Source organism: Pantoea sp. FN0305, assembly GCF_050113845.1.
Lineage (GTDB): Bacteria > Pseudomonadota > Gammaproteobacteria > Enterobacterales > Enterobacteriaceae > Mixta > Mixta alhagi.
The window spans coordinates 338953-358735 of the sequence record NZ_JBNJSN010000002.1; the positions used below are offsets into that span (position 1 = coordinate 338953).

Below are 19783 nucleotides of genomic sequence, written 5' to 3' on the forward strand. Positions count from 1 at the left end.
GAGGGTGCCAACCAGAAATTTTTGCCAGTTCATAATACTGCCTGTAACGATCAAACAAGAGAGCGGATCATAACCCGATCCGTGCCTGGCGACCAGGCAATTTACGCCATTTTTAACTCGGCCCGTGCAGGCTGATTGAGAAGCCCTGCTCATGCCAGTGAGTAAACTGCTCTGCTTGTCGGCGGGTCAGTTTTTTACCCGTCCAGACAAAAATTTGCTGACCCGGAAAGAGTTCCGGGCGGGGGTTATCCAGCGGTTCTGCCAGCACGTCGACACGCCAGCCCTGCTGACACAAACGCCAGGCTTCCAGCCAGATACGGGTACGGTCTTCCACCCCCCAACCGAGCAGCAGCGCATCCTTTCCTGCCTTTTTACGTACGCTGCTCAGGTAAAAGGCGACATAATCGATCAGGGCGCCATCCAGCAGACTGCACATGGTTTTCGCCGTGTTTTGATCAAGCCCAAGCCGCTGACGAACCGGCACAAACACATGATCAATTAACGCATCTACAGAATGCTCACGACCGATATTGGCGATTTTAGCCCGTAGTTTCGCCGGACGAACGTGGCGTAGCACGCTCATTACCTCTTCCTGCAACGCCAGCCAGCCGTCGTGCGTATCAATATTTTCGCCTTCCAGCAGCGATTTGACTTTGCCTACCGGTACGCCGCTCTCTATCCAGCGCTTGATCTCTTCGATACGCTGAACATCTTCCTCATCAAACTGTCGATGCCCGCCTTCGGTGCGCTGTGGCTTAAGCAGCCCATAGCGACGCTGCCATGCGCGTAACGTTACAGGGTTTATACCACAGCGTTCGGCGACATCACCGATGCTGTACAGGGCCATTGACTGCCTCAACTTGCATTTTAAATACATTATCTGCGTTAACCTTAGCGGAGCTGAGTTAACGTGTACATAGTTTTTTTAGTTGTACAACTTGATCCAGACCGCAAAGCCGGTAACTCTCAGAGACACATTTCCTGTTTCTGAACGTTACGCGCCAGAGGCCAAACAGGCGCATCATTTACTGGTGGAGCAAAGATGATTGAATATCAAATTATTAATCGGCAGCAGGCGATAAACGAGCTGGAAGCATTAACCGATGTTCTGCAGGGGTGCGTCAACGCAGGTGCCAGCGTGGGATTTATCGATCCTGACGATCGACAAGTGATGAGAAATTTCTGGCAGGATAATTTTAATGGCCTCGAACAGGGCGATCGGCTGCTGCTGGTGGCGCGTCAGCAACAGCAGATTGTCGCCACGGTGATGGTGTTATGGAATATGATGCCCAACGGACGCCATCGCGCTGAAATCAGCAAGCTGCTGGTACATCCGGCGGCGCGGCGGCAGGGCATTGCGCGTGAGTTGATGGAGCGGGCGGAGCAACTGGTTAAACAGGCAGGGCGCAGCCTGATGGTGCTGGATACTCGCAGCGGCGATATCGCCAGTCTGCTTTACCTGTCGCTGGGCTGGGAAGTTGCCGGAGCTATTCCTTATTACGCGCAGTCAACGGAAGGCGCGATGGATGCCACCACCGTGATGTATAAGCGGCTGGCCTGATTTTACGCTTGGCGGCTGAACGCAACGCCGCTGCTGTGCAGCTATAAATGCCGGAAGCGCTCTTCCATATTCGCTGATAAGCGGCTGACGCCAGCGTCATACTGTGTAAAAATACAGGTTATCAACGCAGGAAGAGAGCAAGATGGCATTAACCGCAGCGTTAAAAGCGCAGATTGGCGAATGGTATAAAGCGCTGCAGCAGCAGGTTCCCGATTTTATTCCACGCGCGCCGCAGCGGCAGATGATTGCCGAAGTGGCAAAAACCCTGGCCGGTGACGATGGGCGTCATCTGGCGATCGAAGCGCCGACCGGGGTGGGCAAAACCCTTTCCTATTTGATCCCGGGCATTGCCGTTGGCCGTGCCGAAGAGAAACCGCTGGTGATCAGCACCGCGAACGTCGCGCTGCAGGATCAGATTTTTAGTAAAGATCTGCCGCTGCTGCGAAAAATAATCCCCGATCTAAAATTCACCGCCGCCTTTGGGCGCGGGCGCTATGTTTGCCCGCGTAACCTGAACGCGCTGGCGACCGACAGCGAAAAGCAGGGCGATCTGCTGCTGTTTCTCGATGACAATCTGGTGGCCAACAAAGATGAGCGCAAGCTCTGTACCAAACTGGAAAAGTCGCTGGATCGGCATCAGTGGGACGGCCTGCGCGATCACTGCGAAGAGGCGATCGACGATACGCTCTGGCAGCGCTTAAGCACCGATAAGGCTAACTGCCTGGCGCGCAACTGCCACTGGTATCGCGAATGTCCCTTTTTTGTCGCCCGGCGGGAGATCGAGCAGGCGGACGTGGTGGTGGCTAACCATGCGCTGGTGATGGCGGCGCTGGAGAGCGAATCGGTGCTGCCACCAGCGAAGCATTTGCTGCTGGTGCTGGATGAAGGCCACCATCTGCCGGAAGTAGCGCGCGATGCGCTGGAAACCAGCGCTGACATCACCGCCGCCTGGACCAGCCTGCAACTTGATCTGTTTGTGCGCCTGGTGGAAACCTGTATGGCGCAGTTTCGGCCAAAATCACCGCCGCCGCTGGCGAATCCCGAGCGGTTAAAAACCCACTGTGACGAATGGCGCGAACATCTCGCCAGCCTGACGCGTATTCTGGCGCTGTGGCTGCCGCCAGAGCCGCAGGAAGGTGAACATCGCTTTGAAATGGGGCAACTGCCGGAAGAGATGCAAACCTTATGCGCCCGCCTTTTCAAACTGAGCGACGGGCTGCGCGGGCTGGCGGAAGGGCTGTTAAACGATCTCAGCGAAAAGAGCGGACAATACGATGTGGTGCGCCTGCACCGTACGATGCTGCAGATGAACCGCGCTTTCGGCTGGTTTGAAAGCATCAGCAAACTGTGGCGGCTGGCGTCGATGGAGCAGGCCTCCGGCGCGCCGGTTTCGAAATGGGTCAGCCGCGAACTGCGGGAAGGCCAGCCACACCTCTTTTTCCACTGCGCCGGTATTCGCGTGAGTGAACAGCTGGAGAAGCTACTGTGGCGAAAAGTGCCGCATGTGGTGCTGACTTCGGCAACGCTGCAATCGCTGAACAGCTTTAACCGATTACAGGAACTTTCCGGGCTTAACGAAAAGGTGGGAGATCGCTTTGTGGCGCTCGGCTCGCCGTTTAATCATGTTGAGCAAGGCAAGCTGATTATCCCCCAGATGCGCTTTGAGCCGCTGATGGCAAATGAGGCGCAGCATATCGCTGAAATGGCTCATTTCTTTCGCCATCAGGTGAAAGCGGGCCAGCACAAAGGCATGCTGGTGCTGTTTGCCAGCAACCGCGCCATGCAGCAGTTTTTGACGCACCTGAGCGATCTGCGGCTGATGCTGCTGGTGCAGGGCGATCAGCCGCGCTACCGGCTGGTAGAGCTGCATCGCAAGCGGGTAGAGCAGGGCGAGGCGAGCGTGCTGGTGGGCCTGCAATCTTTTGCTGAAGGGCTGGATTTAAAAGGCGAGCTGCTTTCTCAGGTACATATTCACAAAATCGCTTTTCCACCGGTGGACAGTCCGGTAATTTTAACCGAAGGGGAGTGGCTGAAGAGCCTGAAGCGCTACCCGTTTGAGGTGCAAAGTCTGCCCAGCGCCTCATTTAGTCTGATCCAGCAGGTGGGGAGATTGATCCGAAGCCATCAGTGCTTTGGTGAAATTGTGATTTACGATCGGCGGCTGATCACCAAAGCATACGGTGCACGCCTGTTAAAAGCCCTGCCGGTTTTTCCCATAGAGCAGCCGCCGATGCCTGAAGGCACCATAGCACCGGTAAGCACCAGCAAACCCAGGCCCGTACCGGCGGCGCGGCGTCGAAAAAAGGAAAAGCATTAAATGTTGCAGTACAACAAACTGATTAAAGAAGTGGGCCGTGGCAAAAACCATGCGCGCGATCTGGATGAAGAGAGCGCGTATCAGCTTTATCGCGCCATGCTTAACGACGAAGTGCCGGATCTGGAGCTGGGTTCGCTGCTGATTGCGATGCGTATCAAAGGGGAAGGCGAGGCGGAAATGACCGGTTTCTATCGCGCCGTACAGGAGCGAGTGCTTTCGCTGACGCCACCGGCGGGCAAGCCGCTGCCCATCGTGATCCCCAGCTACAATGGCGCACGCCGTCAGGGCAATCTGACGCCGCTGCTGGCGCTGCTGCTCTCTCGTCTTGGCTTCCCGGTGGTGGTACATGGCGTCAGCGACGATGCCACGCGCGTGACCAGCGAGACCGTTTTCCAGGCGCTTGGCATTGCTGCCGTCAGCGATGCGCAAAACGCGCAGGCGAAACTGGAGCAGGGCGAGCCGGTGTTTATCACCGTAGACAATCTTTGTGCGCCGCTGGCCAAACAGCTGGGGCTGCGCTGGCGTCTGGGCGTGCGTAACAGCGCGCACACGCTGGCTAAGCTGATTACCCCTTTTGACGAGGCCGCAGCGCTGCGTTTCGCCAGCGTTTCCCATCCCGAATATATTCCACGCGTGGCAAAATTTTTCAGCGCGCAGGGCGGCAGGGCATTACTACTGAACGGCACGGAAGGGGAAGTTTACGCCAATCCGCTGCGCTGCCCCGCTATTAACCTGATCCACGGTGCGGCGGCGGAACCGCAAGAGCTGGTGGCGCGTCAGCCGGAGTGCACCTGCGATCTGCCGGAAAGCAAAGAGGCGACAGTCACTGCCGCCTGGATCCAGCAGGTGCTGGAAAAATCTCGTCCGGTACCGCAATCATTACGGCTGCAGATCGCCTGCTGCTATCTGGCCAGCGGTCGCAGCGCCTCGCTGGATGAGGGCCTGGCGGCGCTGGCAGCGGCGGGCTACTGAGCCGACGCTAGCGTTGATTTACCGGCAGCGGCAAATGGCTCTCAACCAGCCGCTGCCAGAAGGCGATAGCCGGTTCAATCAGCGCATCGTTAAAGTCATAGCTGGCGTTATGTAGCGCACGGGACGGCGTATCGCCATCGGCACCGATCCAGAAATAGGCGCCGGGGCAGGCTTCCAGCATGCAGGCGAAATCTTCTGACGCCATTGAGGGATCCACCTGCCAGCGTACCTGTTCCGCGCCGAACAACCCGATAGCCGCCTCGCGCACGCGTGCGGCGGGCAGAGCATGATTTTGTGTCACCGGATAGCCGGGATACCAGCAAATCGTTCCCTCAACTCCCAGCGGCTGCGGCAGAACCTCCACAAACGACCCGATAAGCCCGCGTACTTTCTCCCTGACCTCGCTTTGTAAACAGCGCACGGTACCGCGCAGCGTCACCGCCTCCGGGATCACATTAATGGCTTCTCCGCCCTGGATCTGGGTAACGCTGACCACGGACGAGGCCAGCGGTGACAGCCGGCGCGCAGGAATCGTTTGCAATGCCAGAATCAGCTGGGCCGCCGCTACAATGGGGTCGGCACCGCACTCCGGCATGGCGGCGTGACAGCTTTTGCCGGTAAGGGTTATTTCAAACGAATCGAGGGAGGCCATCATTGCGCCATCGTTGACCGCCAACGTGCCTAACGGCAGGCCAGGCCAGTTGTGCAACGCATAAACGGCGTCCATCGGAAAGCGCTGGAACAGCCCTTCCTCCACCATTTGACGTGCGCCGCCCAGATTCTCTTCGGCAGGCTGAAAAATAAAATGCACCGTGCCGCTGAAGCGGCGCGTCTGCGCCAGCCACCTCGCGCTGGCCAGCAAAATAGCGGTATGACCATCGTGACCGCAGGCGTGCATAGCGCCGGGGCGCTGCGATCGCCAGGGCTGCTCTCCTCGTTCCGTAATGGGTAAAGCATCCATATCGGCGCGCAGGCCAATCGTAGGGCCAGGACCACACTCCAGGGTGCCAATAACGCCGGTTTTGGCGATGCCGGTCGCCACTTGTAAGCCAAAACTGCGTAGCTGTTCGGCAACAAAATGGGCAGTATGCTGTTCCTGGTAGCCCAGCTCTGGCTGAGCGTGCAGCTGACGGCGCCATTGCACCGCCTCTTCAATTAACGCTGCGGGTAAACTCATAACGGTCCTCTCTTCGAGCCGCGCCTGTTTGCGCAGCGGAATAACTTCACTCTAGAAGAGAGAACCGGTGCAGTCTATCGGTTGCGACGTAAAACAGTCGTGGTTATTTAATGGCTAAATCGCGGCGCTGGGTAGTTACTTTTTGCGCGCGTCCGGGCGTTGCAGCTCAAAGCGCTGGGCTTCGCTGATGCCGTACCAGGCGCTGGGGCCACCGGCGCGCAGAACCGGTTGCGCTTTGCTGGTCTGATAAATGCCCTCTTCCAGCAGCGCATCATCAATATGTACCGCAACCACCTCGCCGAGGATCAGCCAGCTATCCAGCGGCGCGCCGTCGGCATTCTGTAACTGCAGATGCTGCGTCAGGCGGCATTCAAAGTTAACCGGACTTTCCGCCACCATCGGCGCCCTGACCAGATCGCCGCTGATGGGCGTCACGCCTGCTAACATAAACTCATCTACCTCCTGCGCCACCGAAGCGGAGCTTTCATTGGCCGCTTCCGCCAGCGGGCGCGTGACCAGATTCCAGACAAACTCTTTGGTTTCCAGAATATTGCGCAAGCTGTCTTTTTTACCGAGACTGGCGAAACCAATAATCGGCGGCTGATAGTTAAAGCTGTTAAAAAAGCTGTAGGGAGCCAGGTTGCGCACGCCAGAAGCGCTGAGTGAACTGATCCAGCCAATAGGACGCGGCGCAACGATCGCATTAAAGGGATCGTGCGGCAGACCGTGGCCCGCACGGGGTTGATAGGAGTAACGTTGACGAGACATAATTATCCTTAGAGTTAAGCGACAGCTTCATCTTAGCCGCTTCGGCGTGAAAAAATGCACGTCAATTGTTTACGGTTTTTTCCGGAGCGGGTATCTTACGCGCCGTTACCCAAGAGAGAGCCTGATGAAACAGCCCGCCACTAAAAACCAACTGCATCCCCGAAACCGTCATCGCGAGCGCTATGATTTTGCTGCGCTGAGCGCGGCCCATCCGCCGCTGCAGCCCTTTATTATCACCACGCCGCGCGGCGACAGCTCGATCGATTTTGCCGATCCGCAGGCGGTGAAAACGCTGAATCAGGCGCTGCTAAAACATTTTTATCAGATCCACAGCTGGGATATCCCGGATGGCTTTTTGTGTCCGCCGGTGCCGGGACGTGCAGATTATCTGCACTGGCTGGCCGATCTGCTGGCCCAGGATAATGCACAGCAGGTGCCGCGCGATATTAACGTGCTGGATATTGGTTGCGGCGCGAACTGCATCTATCCGCTGATTGGTTTCCGTGAATATGGCTGGCGCTTTACCGGTTCTGAAGTGAACGCGCAGGCGATGAAGGCCGCTGGGGCGATCCTGGAAGCTAACCCAGCACTGCGTCGCGCCATTCGCCTGCGTCGTCAGCCAAACAGCGATCGGATGTTCCAGGGCATTATTCATAAAAATGAGTTCTATCACGCCGTGGTCTGTAATCCGCCGTTCCACGCCTCCAGCGAGCAGGCTGCGGAAGGCAGCGCCCGCAAGGTGCGTAATCTGGGCCTGGCGAAAGATGCGCCGCTCAATTTTGGCGGCCAGCAGGCGGAGCTGTGGTGCGAAGGCGGTGAAAAAGCCTTTATCGGTCAGATGATCAGCGAAAGCGTGAGTTATGCGCGCCAGGTAATATGGTTCACCTCACTGGTGTCACGCCGCGAGCATCTGCCTGCGCTGCGCCAGGCGTTAACCGACGCAGGCGCGCACGAGGTACGAATTGTTGATATGGCGCAGGGGCAGAAGCAGAGCCGCTTTATCGCCTGGACCTTTCAGGAGAGCGCGGCGCGGACGCGACTGATGAAGCCGCGTCCCTGAGGCACTTAGTCCGGCGCCGGCAGGCTTTTTATTGCCGCCGCGTCGGTGCTGTCGCCGCCGGATGGGACAACCTGTACCGTCTGGCGCGGCGCCTTAATGCCTGCCGCATCAAAATGTTTTTTCACCAGTTCATCCAGCGCAAAGCGCACCGTCCACTGCTTTAACGGCTGAGTGGTAATTGATACGCGCACGGTAAAGGCGCGCTCGGTTAGACCAACCAGCCCGGCAAAATTTGGCTCGCCAATAATAAAGGCGTGGATATCTTCACGCGCCATCAGTTCATTCACGGCGGAGCGCAGCGCGGCATTAGCGCGATCGCTATCTTCGCTGCGATCGACATCGTAATTCGCCACAAAGGAACCAATGCCACGGACAAAGTTGGCGAAGGTGGTGATCGAAGACCAGGGAATAATATGATACGCCCCGGTATCCTGGCGCACCCCAACCGAGCGGATCGACATACGTTCCACGGTGCCGGTTAGCGGCCCGATGGTAACCAGATCGCCGGTATTCATACCATTTTCAAACTGAATAAAAATCCCGGTAATAATATCTTTGACCAGCGTTTGCGAGCCAAAAGAGACCGCCAAACCCAGCGCGCCGGCCCCCGCCAGCAGCGGCGCGATATTAACGCCGATTTCCGATAACAATATCATGATGGTAATGGTGCTGATGACCACCGCCAGCGCGTTGCGAAACAGCGTGAGCAGCGTACGCGTGCGTGCGCTGGGCATCGGACGACCGTGAATATCAGAAGAGAGACGGCTTTCTATCAGGCTGGCCAGTAAGGTCCAGCCTACGGCAGAGAAGAGCAGGATCATAAATACCCGGATCAGCACATCCACCAGCTGTTCACCCGCGCCCACGGTAAGCCAGTACCAGAGGTCGAACAGCTGCCAGGCATTCAGCAGCAGCAACAGCACGGCGAAGACCGTGAGAATACGCGCGGCTTTCAGCATAAAGGAGATCCAGCTATTGACCCGTTTTTGTAGCTCTGGATAGTTGCGGCGCAGCTCAGGCGAAAGGGTAATGGTTTTACTGATCCAGCGCGTCAGCATGCCGGACACCACGGCACCCAGGCCGATAATTACCAGGCTGCGCAGCGTCGCCGACATCATGAATTTCAGGCTGCCGCCGGGGTTAAAGATGGAGAAGAAGAACAGCACAATAAAGTAGGCGCTGGCGATCCAGTGCCAGACAAAGGCGAAGGCGCGAATAAACAGCGTAAAAAAGGATAACGAGCGTTCGGAAAGCGCAATGAGTTCGCGCTGTATGCTGCGGCGGTTATGAAATATCAGCCACAGCGCCCAGCCGGTCATTAACCCCATAATAATGACGTTGACCAGCGCGCCGGTTTGCACATTGACCCGATTAGAGACAATCGGCACTACCACCAGTAAGCCATAGCCAATCACGCCGCTGAGCCAGCTAAGGCGGGTATGCCAGTAGCGTGCCCGCATATCGTTAAATGAAAACGGGCGTAGTTCAGGAAAGCGCGGACAGAAGATCATGCGCAGCACTGTCTTAAAGAATTCAATTAACGCAAAGGCATTCAGAAACAGGCCCTGCTGATAGGCAATGGTGCGGCTGCCCGCATTCAGATTGTTGCTAAGGATTTGTCCAACAAACAGCGCCAGCGCCAGCAGCAGCAGGTCAATCGCAAAGGCGCCGATAATGGTTAACGGCAGATGCAGCCAGCTGTCTGGCTGATTGCTTTTTTTGCGGCCCCAGCGGCCCATCTGGCGGTAAAGCGGCGTGACCAGCATGCGTATCGCCCAGTAAAAGGCGAACAGCGCCACGGCCAGCATCAGGAAGTGGTTAAACGCGTTAAAGAAGGTGGCCTTGTTAAAGGCTTTCTGCGGCGCGGAGAGGATATTGTTATAAAGACGAATAAAACTGCCGGCGAACTGTCCGCCATATTCGCGCGTGACGTCGGTAATGCTTTGCAGAACGGTTTTATCTTCCTGCTCTTCGGCGGCGTTCGGCGGCGTTAGCGCTGGCTCGTTAGTGGTGGAGGGGCTGGCGGCGGCTTCGCGCAGCTGTTTAATCAGCGCCTGACGCGACTCATCGTTTTCCAGAATGGTTGCCAGAGCAAGCCAGGCCGCTTTTTTCTCTTCGATGGTTGGTTCATGCGTTGCCGCTTCGCTGGCGGGTTTCTGAGCCTGCTGGCTGGCAACGGCGGCAGCGGGCAGCGACACGGCCTGTGCTGCCGATATCAGGCATAGCAGTAATACACACAGAACCCCCTGACGCAGACGACACCACACGACGTTTATTCCCAACATCTTTCTCCCCAATAGCAACCGGTACGGCAGAAGCCTCTGAAAAGTATAGACGCTGATGCTGAGGCAATAGTCTGAATCCTGAGGTCAGACTGGCGGAGAAAATGACTTTTATGGTTGCAGGGGAAGGGCATGCAGAGGGTTAATTCTCCCCTTTACACGGCTTAGTAGCCAGGGCAGAACCATCAGCAGATGAGTTATGTAGGGTAATAACATCGTGCCTGCGCAGAGAGCCCAGGCCGATCGTAAAGACGCAAAAAACGTCATCCCTGACAGCTCGGCCCGCGCCATCCATGGCGCGGGACGCTTTACTCTTCTGCTCGGGCTCCCCGCGCCTCAGCTGCTCAGTTGTCTGACAGGCCAGACCCAGGGGGCGATTAAGAAACGTGCTGTAAAAACTCGCGCAGACGTTCGCTGGGTGGATTAGAGATCAGCGTATCGGGCGGGCCATCTTCCGCAATGCGACCCTTATCAATAAAGATCAGTCGTGAAGCCACCTGTTGTGCAAAGCCCACTTCATGCGTCACGATAACCATCGTCATCCCTTCCTCAGCCAGATTCTGCATGACCTTTAACACCTCATGACGCAGCTCTGGATCGAGCGCTGAAGTCGGCTCATCAAACAGCATCATCTTGGGCTTAACCGCCAGCGCACGCGCAATAGCGACGCGCTGCTGCTGACCGCCCGATAGCTCGGAAGGATAGTGGTGAGCGCGCTCCGCCAGGCCAACCTTCGCCAGCAGCGTTTTCGCCAGCTGATGCGCCGCCTCTTTTTTGGTGCCGCGTACCCGGATTGGGCCGAAAGCGACATTTTCCAGTGCGGTCATCTGCGGAAACAGATGAAACTGCTGGAAAACCATGCCCGCTTCCTGACGAATCAGACGCTCATCCACTTTGGGATCGTTAACCTTTAAACCATCGACGATCAGCTCGCCGCTGGTGATCTCTTCCAGCTTGTTGATACAACGCAGCAGGGTAGACTTACCCGAGCCGGATGGGCCAATAATCACCACCACTTCGCCCTGATTAATCTTCAGATCGATATTGTGCAGCACCTGAGTTTGTCCAAAGTGCTTGGAAACGTTTTTAAATTCAATCACAGGATTTTCATCCTTTTTTCAAGGCGACGCAGCACGAAGCTCAACACCAGCGTAATAACCAAATAGATAATCGCCACCGCGCTCCAGATTTCCAGCGCGCGGAAGTTACCGGCAATAATTTCCTGCCCCTGACGGGTCAGCTCGGCAACGCCGATAACGATAAACAGCGAGGTATCCTTGATACTGACAATCCACTGATTGCCCAGCGGCGGCAGCATACGGCGCAGCGCCAGCGGCATAATCACATAGCGCAGGGTTTCCCGGCGCGACAGGCCAAGCGCCAGACCCGCTTCACGGAATCCTTTGTTAATCGACAGCACCGCGCCACGGGTAATTTCCGCAATATAGGCGCCGGAGTTGATGATAATCGTCACTACCGCCGCAGTGAAGGGATCAATACGCAGGTCAGGTATGGCCATTGGCAGGGCGAAATAGATAAACATCACCTGCACCACAATCGGCGTACCGCGAATCAGCTCAATGAAAACCAGCGCGATATTATTGGTCAGCCAGCCGCCGTAAGCGCGGGCGAAACCGGCGATAACGCCGATAACCAGGCCGCCAATCAGGCCAAGCACTGAGATCAGCAGGGTCATTTTGGCCCCTTCCAGCAGAAGGGGAATGGCTGGCCAGATCACGCTCCAGTCAAATTCCATGGTGTTTTCTCCGGAAAAAATCCGTCATTGTTGCAATAAAGAAACGCAGGGATGCGTAGGCATCCCTGACGTGGCTAACGCTTTCAGGCTTCAGGTTTATTTCGGCTCGCTGCCGAACCATTTTTTATAGATGGTATTGTAGGTGCCGTTGTCACGCAGCGTTTTCAGCGCGCCGTTAATCTTCTCGCGCAGTTCATCGCTTCCTTTCGGCAGGGCGATGCCATATTGCTGTGCTTCAAGAGAGTCGCCTACTGCTTTAAACTGTCCACGGCCTGCGGTGTTGATAAAATAGAGGATGTTTGGCGTATCGTGCAGCACGGCATCCGCACGGTTGGTGCCCAACTCCATGTAGGCGTTATCAATGTTCGGGAACTGGCGCAGATCTTTGGTTTTAATATGCTTTTTCGCATAGTCAACCGAGCCGGTACCGCTCTTCACGGCAACCACTTTGCCGTTAAGATCGTTGATGCCTTTTACTTCATCATTGTTGGCTTTCACCATCACCAGCAGACCGCTTTTGTAGTAGCCATCAGAAAAATCGATCGCTTTTTTACGCTCGTCGGTAATGGTAATGCCCGCCAGTGCGAGATCGACATTACGCGTCTGCAGGGCAGGAATAATACCGCTGAAATCCATCGGCTTCAGGCTATAGGAAAGGTTGAGCTGTTTTGCGATGGCATCCCACAAATCAATGTCGAAACCGACATACTTGTCGCCCTGCTTAAACTCAAACGGGACGAACGCTGTATCGGTTGCGACAACCAGTTTTTTCTCCGCCGCGGTGGCGGAAACGGCAAACGTTAACGCTAAAGCAGCAAGGGAAAGCTTAAAAACAGACTTCATCATTTTATCCTTATTACCGATGCGGTACCTGTTGCACCGCTGTTGCTGATGGTCATATGAAAAATCTATGCCAACTTTACATAACTGGAAGAAACCAGTGCTTAACGGACAGGATAAGCCCAAAGATTCAGATAATTCTGCCAATGCACTAAAGTTGTGACCCTTTTTGGTGCATTGCCGTAATTTGGTGCAATGCCCTCAGGGATTGAGCCAGAAAAAGAGCGGAAGGTGAACCTTGAAGTGTTTATATTGTTAAATATGTCATAAATATATGTTAAAAATGCAAAAAAAAAGCGGATGGCAACCATCCGCTTCTTTGCTAAATCAATGTCAGATTATTCGATGTTTGATTCGATAAACCACAGGAATTTGTCCAGATCGCGTGACGCTGCGGTAAGAATATCCGCTGTGTCTTCATCTTTAACTTCGCCGATGGCTTTACGCACGTCGTTAGCTACCAGACCGTAGCGATCTGCCAGCGCTTTCAGATGATCCTGTACGCTATGAATATTCAGCGGGTAGCTCTGCAGCGGCGTCTTATCTACCACTACCTGTGCGGTACCCAACGCCACGCCGCCCAGCTGTACCACACGTTCTGCCATGGTATCCTGGTGGTCGGTGATCGTAGTACGGAAGCCGTCCAGCATCTCGTGTACGCCAATAAAGTTAGCGCCACGCATATTCCAGTGCGCCTGCTTAGTGATCAGCGACAGGTCGATGAATTCAACAACCAGACGATTAAGTACCTCGATGGTGGCTTTTTTCTCACTCTCTGCCACGTCATTACGGGTGTAGATCAGATCGGAAGATGTGTTTTTTACCAGTTTTGCGGTACTCATCATTAATATCCTCTAATGTCGTATGTCCTAATTAAGCACGGAATTAAGTATAGCACCGGATTTAGAGGCTGCAGGAAAGTTACTGCCTATTGAACAGATAGCGCTTATCAAACTGTTGGGTAAAGAAATTTTTTAGCGCTTTCGTCAGAGAACCAGCAAAGAAAATGGCGGGCACAAAAAGTTAATTATTTAAATTTATGAATTTAAATATTTATTTTTCATTACTGTACAGATGGAAAATATTGATAATAAATTTTATGAAATATAACAAAATATAAACAAGCCAATATCATTACGGCGTTAAGAATATTACAAAATAATAAAAAAGCGCTTATTCAGCCTGTTAAGTCAGGCTGAATAAGAATATTCGTAATCACACTACTCTGTTATTTTTCCGCTTTCCGTTACCACGGCATGACGCGGGCGGCTGGTAATAGTAGAACCCGCCGAGGCAATGATAATTGCCAGTAACCCCATCCACTGCATCAGCGTCAGTAATTCGTTAAGAAACAGCATGCCGGAGATTGCTGCCATTGCTGGCTCCAGGCTCATCAGAGTACCGAAAGTGCGCGCAGGCAACCTTGTCAGCGCCACCATCTCCAGGGAATAGGGCAGGGCGCTGGAAAGTACCGCTACCGCAAACGCCATCGGCAGGATAGAGAGTTGCCAAATGGTGTCGGCGGCAAAGGTTAATCCCAGCGGAACAAAAATCAGCGAGCCAATAATCGATCCCATCGCCACCGTTGCCGGACCGTGATCTGCGCCAGCGCGCTGGCCAGCCAGAATATAAACTGCCCAGCAGGCGCCGGCAGCGATGGCCAGCGCTGCGCCGAGCGGATCAACATGGCTAAAGCTATGGCCCAGCGGCAGCAGCCACCAGAGCCCGAGCACTGCCAGCAAAATCCAGATAAAATCAGTCGCCCGGCGCGAACCAAACAGCGCCAGCGTCAGCGGACCGGTAAACTCCAGCGCAACCGCCACGCCAAGCGGAACAGTACGAATAGAGAGATAGAACAGATAGTTCATGGCACCCAGCGCAACGCCATACAAAATCAGCGCCTTGCGCTGCTGTGGGGAAAAGCGTAAACGCCAGGGTTTAAAGATCAGGCTAAGAATAAGCGTGCCGATACCCAGACGCAGCGCGGTAATACCGGTTGCGCCCGCGGTGGGAAACAGCGTCTTTGCCAGCGCCGCACCGCACTGTATAGAGATCATGGCGATCAGAATCACCATTATCGGCATGATAGTTTGTGAAGAAACAAGGTTTTTTTGCAAAGCGCGCAAAGACATCCTGTAATCCGCCTTAAATATCCATCAGATGTTAAAAGTCCACAGTGTACAGTCAGGCTAAAAAAAGTCATCGACGAGAGGAAATTTTGCGCTTTACGTCTAAAAGTAAGCGTGCGAAGCGGGTGATTGTTAACCAGAAAGGGCGTTTTTACGTAAAGAAACGTCAGGTTTATTTAAGAACAATCTTAATGAACCTTTTTTTGATCAGAGAATTCAGAGGGTTTTAAAGGTAAAATTCATAAGAAAAAAGAATGACATACGAAATTTCATTAACTTTCTGTTACACCAAACTATCGGTTAGACAACCATTTCGAGGCAGAGTTTCCCGCTAAGTTTTGTTATATTTTCAGCGTTGTCAGGAGAGAAGTACTATCACATTTGAGGTGGTTATGAAAAAAATTGCATGTCTTTCAGCACTGGCTTGTGTACTGGCTGTATCTGCCGGTTCCGCAATGGCTCAAAGCACCGTTACTGGCGGTTACGCTCAGAGCGATATGCAGGGCGTTGCTAATAAAGCTAACGGCTTCAACCTGAAATATCGTTACGAAGATGGCTCTAACCCGCTGGGTTGGATCGGTTCTTTCACCTACACCGAGAAAGACCGTAGCGAAGATGGCTTTTACAACAAAGGCCAGTACTACGGCATCACCGGTGGTCCGGCTTACCGTCTGAACGACTGGGCCAGCATCTACGGCGTAGTAGGTATCGGCTACGGTAAATTCCAGCAGAACGAACAGGCTGTACGTAACAAGTCCGACACCAGCGATGTTGGCTTCTCTTACGGTGCTGGTCTGCAGTTCAACCCGTATGAAAACTTCGCTATCGACGTAGGCTACGAGCAGAGCCGTATCCGCAACGTTGACGTTGGCACCTGGATCGCAGGCGTTGGCTACAGCTTCTAATCTTGCCGCTGGCAGGATAACAAAAACGGCCCTCTGAAGGGCCGTTTTTTTATGGCTGTTACCTACAGAAATATTCTTTTCAGATAAAGCCGGTATGTACAGCGAACCGCCGCGCGTTTAACCGCGCCAGATTAAACGTGGACAGTTAGCGCTTTGCGCGCATTCGCCTGTGAGACGTTCCAGCAGCATCAGGCGCAGACGAAAAGGCGATTGCGTCAGCAAGCAGAGAATACCTCTCCAGCTTATATTCGCCTGGTGCGTGCGCTGAACACATCTGCCACAGTCCAGACAGTGTTTTGTTGTGTTCATGGGAACCTCCCGATTAACGTCTGACAATTAAGAGACACAGCCCTGCGATAAACAGCAGAAAAATTAACAGCAACAGGTAAGGCTCGTTCATTTTGGCTCCTCCGCTGTTAATACTGGCTGACTACTTTATCTACAAATATAGCACTGGCTATATCCTTTAGCCAATGCTAATCAGCTAAAATTTGTGCTTCTTTGCTGATGGTTTACAATGATGCGCCAACACGCCGGCAGGGCCTGATAATGACCGGTTGAAGAATAAGAGGAAGCTGAATGAGTCGTCGCGCAAAGCCCGCTCCTGCCAGGATAAATGGGCCGTTAAAAGAAATTGAAGAACATGTCGAAGGGTTTCGACAGGTTCGCGAGGCGCATCGCCGTGAGTTGATTGATGACTATGTTGAGCTGATTTCAGATTTGATTCGCGAATTTGGCGAAGCGCGTCAGGTTGATATGGCGGCACGCCTGGGCGTATCGCAGCCTACCGTGGCGAAAATGCTGAAACGCCTCGGAAGCGTAGGCCTGGTAGAGCAGGTGCCCTATCGCGGCGTCTTTTTAACCAGCGAAGGGGAGAAGCTGGCTGAAGAGAGTCGGGCGCGTCATCATGTGGTTGAGACGTTTCTGCTGGCGTTGGGCATTAGCCCCGATACCGCACGACGCGACGCCGAAGGAATTGAACACCACGTCAGCGATGAAACCCTGACTATTTTTCGTGAGTTCTACGAGAGCCGTCAGTAACTTTCCTGCCAATACGACCAGCCAGGCGGCAATTTTCGTTGGTATCGCCTTATCCAGGGCCACCCTGACCGTATGCTTTTCTGCGGCGCGTTTTCAGCGCCGCGCTTGATTAGACGCTCCGCTACCTGTTTTTCTGCCGATCACTAATGCGGCTTCTTTCCTTTATCCCTGCCCATTTCCCGCTACACTCAATTTGTCAATTAATCCTGGCATTTGTAATTTTTACTTCTACGGCTAATCTCAAATCGTAAGTTCAGGATTGGTACTGCAGGAAAATGGAACCTATGACTCATTCAAACGATACGCCGGGCAGTGATGATAAAACGCATCAGGACCCTGACGAAGGCCAGCAGGAACAAGAACAACCGCGTAAACGCCCTGGTAAAAAACCGCTGATTGTTTTAGGCGTGGTGGTCGTGGTGATGATTATCGTTGCGCTTTTCTTCTGGCTATCCACGCGAAATGAAGAGACCACAGACGATGCCTTTACCGAAGGCAATGCGGTCACCATTGCGGCCAAAACCTCCGGTTATGCGGTGAAACTGCTGGTTAACGATAACCAGCGGGTTAAAAAAGGCGATCTGCTGTTGTTGATTGACCCGCGTGATACGCAGGCGCAGCGCGATCAGGCAAAAGCACAGCTGGGACTGGCGCAGGCGCAGTTGCATCAGGCTGAAGCACAGCTGGCGCTGGCAAAAGTACAGTATCCGGCGCAGCGCGATCAGGCGCTGGCGCAGCAGGCGCAGGCCGAAGCCAATCTGCTCAATGCTCAGTCAGACTATCGTCGGTTGCGCGGCGTTGATCCACGGGCGACGTCACAACGTAATATTGATACCGCCAGCGCTCAGCTACGTTCTGCTCAGGCGCAGCTGCAAAGTGCGAAGGCACAGGTCGAAGTGGCTTCGCAGGTGGCATTACAGATTCGTCAGCAGGAGACCAATGTTGAAGCGCGACGTCGTCAGGTTGAGCAGGCACAGGCACAGCTCAATGTTGCCGAGCTGAATCTCTCTTATAGCGAAGTACGGGCGCCTTATGATGGCTTTGTGACCAAACGTAATGTACAGTCCGGATCGTTAGTGCAGGCGGGTAGCGCGCTCTTTTCACTGGTTTCGCCGGATATCTGGATAACCGCTAACTTTAAAGAGTCACAGCTTGAGCGCATGAAACCTGGTGACAGGGTCACTATTAGCGTGGATGCCTGGCCAGACATGGAGCTGGAAGGGCACGTAGACAGTATTCAGATGGGCTCCGGATCACGTTTCTCTACCTTCCCGGCGGAGAACGCCACCGGCAACTTCGTGAAAATCGTACAGCGCGTGCCGGTTAAGATTGTCATTGATAAAGGGCTTGATCCAAACAGGCCTCTGCCGCTGGGACTCTCCGTGGTGCCTAAGGTTACGGTGGAATGAGCCAGAGCCAAAGCTGGCAGCCGGCCAGTAATCCCTGGCTGGTGGCGGTAACGGTAACGCTGGCGGTATTCATGGAAATCCTGGATACCACCATCGTTAACGTGGCGCTGCCGCATATTGCCGGCACGCTCTCCTCCAGCTACGACGAATCAACCTGGGTACTCACCTCCTATCTGGTGGCCAACGGCATCGTGCTACCGATTTCCGCATTCTTTTCCCGCCTGTTTGGACGCAAACAATACTTTCTGATCTGTATTGTGATGTTCACCGTTTGCTCGTTTCTGTGCGGCATCGCCACGGAGCTGTGGCAAATTATTCTGTTCCGTATTCTGCAGGGCTTTTTTGGTGGCGGACTGCAGCCGGTACAGCAGTCGGTGCTGCTCGATTACTTTAAGGCGGAAGATCGCGGTAAGGCGTTCGGCCTCTCCTCCATTGCGATTATTGTGGCGCCGGTGATAGGGCCGACGCTGGGCGGCTGGATTACGGATAACTACAGCTGGCGCTGGGTCTTCTTTATTAACGTGCCGGTGGGCATCCTCGCTACGCTGGCGATCTATCAGCTGCTGGAAGATCCGCCGTGGGAGCGGCGCTGGGCCAAAGGTAAATTAACCATCGATTATATCGGCATCAGCCTGATTACATTGGGTCTCGGCTGCTTACAGGTCATGCTGGATCGCGGCGAGGATGAAGACTGGTTCGCCTCGCATTTTATTCAGTTTTTCGGCGTGATGACCCTGATTGGCCTGACCGGCGCGATTTACTGGCTGATGTATGCGCGTAAGCCGGTGGTGGAAATCGGTGTGTTACGCGATCGTAACTTCTGGGTTTCCGGCCTGCTGATGGCGGGTATGGCGATGATCCTGTATGGCAGCTCCGTGGTGCTGCCGCAGCTGGCGCAGCAGGATCTGGGCTATACCGCGACCTGGTCCGGTCTGGTGCTGTCGCCGGGCGCGATCCTGATCGTGCTCACCATTCCGCTGGTACTAAAGCTGATGCCGATAGTGCAAACGCGCTGGATTATCGCTTTCGGCTTTACCTGTCTGGCGGTGTCGATGTTCTACTCTTCTGGTTTAACGCCGCAGGTTGACTTCGCGACGCTGGTGCTGATGCGCAGCGCCCAGTCTATCGGCCTGGGGTTCCTGTTTGTGCCATTAACCACTATCGCCTTTGCCACCATTCCGCAGCGGCTGAATGCCGACGCCTCGGCGCTGTTCACCATGTTCCGCAACGTCGCTGGATCGATTGGCATCTCGCTCTCTACCGCAGCGATAACCGAGCGCGAACAGGTACGTAGCGCGCATCTGGTGCATAACATGACGCCACTGAATGAGCAGTTCAATATCACCGTTGAACGCTGGGCGCAGAGTATCCGCGACTTTACCTCGGCCGCTGGCGATCCGCTGACGCTGGCTACCGGTCAGCTCTATCAGGAAATGATTGTGCAGGCGCGTATCCTGGCCTATGTCGATGTATTTGTCGGGTTGGGTATTGTCGCGTTTATTTTGATTCCTTTATGTTTCCTGCTTTCGCCGGTCAAGAGCGAAGGCAGCGCAGGAGCACACTGAC

The 19783-nt window shown here is 54.3% G+C and carries 17 protein-coding genes; 8 read left to right on the forward strand and 9 right to left on the reverse strand.

The features are described from left to right. Nucleotides 1–112: 112 nt before the first annotated feature. Entirely contained in the window at nucleotides 113–847 is a 735-nt protein-coding gene (locus tag ACQE3Y_RS05720) for a MerR family transcriptional regulator (RefSeq protein ID WP_426974185.1), read from the reverse strand. A gap of 195 nt (nucleotides 848–1042) precedes the next feature. Here ACQE3Y_RS05720 and ACQE3Y_RS05725 point away from each other — a divergent pair, with 195 nt between their 5' ends. The 3 genes from ACQE3Y_RS05725 to ybiB all read left to right on the forward strand — a co-directional run bounded on the left by ACQE3Y_RS05725 (nucleotide 1043) and on the right by ybiB (nucleotide 4850). Continuing rightward, entirely contained in the window at nucleotides 1043–1561 is a 519-nt protein-coding gene (locus tag ACQE3Y_RS05725; RefSeq protein WP_426974186.1) for an N-acetyltransferase family protein, read from the forward strand. Nucleotides 1562–1703: 142 nt separating this feature from the next. Next, nucleotides 1704–3878: an ATP-dependent DNA helicase DinG gene (gene dinG / locus ACQE3Y_RS05730; protein ID WP_426974187.1), complete on the forward strand. Its 2175-nt coding sequence runs from the start codon at nucleotides 1704–1706 to the stop codon at nucleotides 3876–3878. A 3-nt stretch (nucleotides 3879–3881) separates the two neighbouring features. Then, a complete protein-coding gene (gene ybiB, locus ACQE3Y_RS05735; protein ID WP_426974371.1) occupies nucleotides 3882–4850 on the forward strand; it encodes a DNA-binding protein YbiB in 969 nt (322 codons plus the stop codon). Nucleotides 4851–4857: 7 nt separating this feature from the next. On the opposite strand, the gene ACQE3Y_RS05740 is transcribed toward ybiB, so the two are convergent. After that, nucleotides 4858–6027: a M20 aminoacylase family protein gene (locus ACQE3Y_RS05740; RefSeq protein ID WP_426974188.1), complete on the reverse strand. Its 1170-nt coding sequence runs from the start codon at nucleotides 6025–6027 to the stop codon at nucleotides 4858–4860. 135 nt (nucleotides 6028–6162) lie between these two features. Beyond that, nucleotides 6163–6795 carry a flavin reductase family protein gene (locus ACQE3Y_RS05745; protein ID WP_426974189.1) on the reverse strand — a complete coding sequence of 211 codons (633 nt, stop codon included), beginning with the start codon at nucleotides 6793–6795 and terminating at the stop codon, nucleotides 6163–6165. A gap of 124 nt (nucleotides 6796–6919) precedes the next feature. Here ACQE3Y_RS05745 and rlmF point away from each other — a divergent pair, with 124 nt between their 5' ends. Then, nucleotides 6920–7855 (forward strand): 23S rRNA (adenine(1618)-N(6))-methyltransferase RlmF, encoded by a 936-nt coding sequence (rlmF, locus tag ACQE3Y_RS05750; RefSeq protein ID WP_426974190.1) that lies wholly within the window; start codon nucleotides 6920–6922, stop codon nucleotides 7853–7855. A 5-nt stretch (nucleotides 7856–7860) separates the two neighbouring features. Here the strand turns inward: rlmF and ybiO are convergent, their stop codons facing one another. From ybiO to rhtA, 6 genes are all read right to left on the reverse strand, one after another. Further along, on the reverse strand, nucleotides 7861–10140 hold the full coding sequence (gene ybiO, locus ACQE3Y_RS05755; RefSeq protein ID WP_426974191.1) for a mechanosensitive channel protein: 2280 nt from the start codon (nucleotides 10138–10140) through the stop codon (nucleotides 7861–7863). 374 nt (nucleotides 10141–10514) lie between these two features. Next, the gene (gene glnQ, locus ACQE3Y_RS05760) at nucleotides 10515–11237 is read right to left on the reverse strand and encodes a glutamine ABC transporter ATP-binding protein GlnQ (RefSeq protein WP_426974192.1); all 723 of its coding nucleotides are present in this window, start codon (nucleotides 11235–11237) and stop codon (nucleotides 10515–10517) included. Further along, a complete protein-coding gene (glnP, locus tag ACQE3Y_RS05765) occupies nucleotides 11234–11893 on the reverse strand; it encodes a glutamine ABC transporter permease GlnP (RefSeq protein ID WP_085067490.1) in 660 nt (219 codons plus the stop codon). Before glnP ends, glnQ begins: the two co-directional genes overlap by 4 nt. A 96-nt stretch (nucleotides 11894–11989) precedes the next feature. Beyond that, nucleotides 11990–12736: a glutamine ABC transporter substrate-binding protein GlnH gene (gene glnH / locus ACQE3Y_RS05770; RefSeq protein ID WP_085067489.1), complete on the reverse strand. Its 747-nt coding sequence runs from the start codon at nucleotides 12734–12736 to the stop codon at nucleotides 11990–11992. Between the two features lie 335 nt (nucleotides 12737–13071). Then, on the reverse strand, nucleotides 13072–13575 hold the full coding sequence (gene dps / locus ACQE3Y_RS05775) for a DNA starvation/stationary phase protection protein Dps (protein ID WP_085067488.1): 504 nt from the start codon (nucleotides 13573–13575) through the stop codon (nucleotides 13072–13074). Nucleotides 13576–13953: 378 nt separating this feature from the next. After that, nucleotides 13954–14865, reverse strand: coding sequence for a threonine/homoserine exporter RhtA (rhtA, locus tag ACQE3Y_RS05780; protein ID WP_426974193.1), 912 nt, complete (start codon nucleotides 14863–14865; stop codon nucleotides 13954–13956). 389 nt (nucleotides 14866–15254) lie between these two features. Here rhtA and ompX point away from each other — a divergent pair, with 389 nt between their 5' ends. From ompX to ACQE3Y_RS05800, 4 genes are all read left to right on the forward strand, one after another. Further along, nucleotides 15255–15767 (forward strand): outer membrane protein OmpX, encoded by a 513-nt coding sequence (gene ompX / locus ACQE3Y_RS05785; RefSeq protein ID WP_426974194.1) that lies wholly within the window; start codon nucleotides 15255–15257, stop codon nucleotides 15765–15767. Nucleotides 15768–16346: 579 nt separating this feature from the next. Beyond that, nucleotides 16347–16808: a manganese-binding transcriptional regulator MntR gene (mntR, locus tag ACQE3Y_RS05790; protein WP_426974195.1), complete on the forward strand. Its 462-nt coding sequence runs from the start codon at nucleotides 16347–16349 to the stop codon at nucleotides 16806–16808. Between the two features lie 284 nt (nucleotides 16809–17092). After that, nucleotides 17093–18217, forward strand: a complete 1125-nt coding sequence (locus ACQE3Y_RS05795; RefSeq protein ID WP_426974196.1) for an HlyD family secretion protein — start codon at nucleotides 17093–17095, stop codon at nucleotides 18215–18217. Next, complete coding sequence (locus tag ACQE3Y_RS05800; protein ID WP_250652217.1) at nucleotides 18214–19782, forward strand: DHA2 family efflux MFS transporter permease subunit; 1569 nt, start codon at nucleotides 18214–18216, stop codon at nucleotides 19780–19782. The genes ACQE3Y_RS05795 and ACQE3Y_RS05800 overlap by 4 nt, the downstream gene beginning before the upstream one ends. The last annotated feature ends 1 nt before the right edge of the window (nucleotide 19783 follow it).

Excerpts from the sequence above, each read along its gene's own strand:
- ACQE3Y_RS05720 (WP_426974185.1), bottom strand. The coding sequence starts at position 847 with ATGGCCCTGTACAGCATCGGTGATGTCGCCGAACGCTGTGGTATAAAC.
- ACQE3Y_RS05725 (WP_426974186.1), top strand. The coding sequence starts at position 1,043 with ATGATTGAATATCAAATTATTAATCGGCAGCAGGCGATAAACGAGCTG.
- dinG (WP_426974187.1), top strand. The coding sequence starts at position 1,704 with ATGGCATTAACCGCAGCGTTAAAAGCGCAGATTGGCGAATGGTATAAA.
- ACQE3Y_RS05740 (WP_426974188.1), bottom strand. The coding sequence starts at position 6,027 with ATGAGTTTACCCGCAGCGTTAATTGAAGAGGCGGTGCAATGGCGCCGT.
- ACQE3Y_RS05745 (WP_426974189.1), bottom strand. The coding sequence starts at position 6,795 with ATGTCTCGTCAACGTTACTCCTATCAACCCCGTGCGGGCCACGGTCTG.
- rlmF (WP_426974190.1), top strand. The coding sequence starts at position 6,920 with ATGAAACAGCCCGCCACTAAAAACCAACTGCATCCCCGAAACCGTCAT.
- ybiO (WP_426974191.1), bottom strand. The coding sequence starts at position 10,140 with ATGTTGGGAATAAACGTCGTGTGGTGTCGTCTGCGTCAGGGGGTTCTG.
- glnP (WP_085067490.1), bottom strand. The coding sequence starts at position 11,893 with ATGGAATTTGACTGGAGCGTGATCTGGCCAGCCATTCCCCTTCTGCTG.
- glnH (WP_085067489.1), bottom strand. The coding sequence starts at position 12,736 with ATGAAGTCTGTTTTTAAGCTTTCCCTTGCTGCTTTAGCGTTAACGTTT.
- dps (WP_085067488.1), bottom strand. The coding sequence starts at position 13,575 with ATGAGTACCGCAAAACTGGTAAAAAACACATCTTCCGATCTGATCTAC.
- rhtA (WP_426974193.1), bottom strand. The coding sequence starts at position 14,865 with ATGTCTTTGCGCGCTTTGCAAAAAAACCTTGTTTCTTCACAAACTATC.
- ompX (WP_426974194.1), top strand. The coding sequence starts at position 15,255 with ATGAAAAAAATTGCATGTCTTTCAGCACTGGCTTGTGTACTGGCTGTA.
- mntR (WP_426974195.1), top strand. The coding sequence starts at position 16,347 with ATGAGTCGTCGCGCAAAGCCCGCTCCTGCCAGGATAAATGGGCCGTTA.
- ACQE3Y_RS05795 (WP_426974196.1), top strand. The coding sequence starts at position 17,093 with ATGACTCATTCAAACGATACGCCGGGCAGTGATGATAAAACGCATCAG.
- ACQE3Y_RS05800 (WP_250652217.1), top strand. The coding sequence starts at position 18,214 with ATGAGCCAGAGCCAAAGCTGGCAGCCGGCCAGTAATCCCTGGCTGGTG.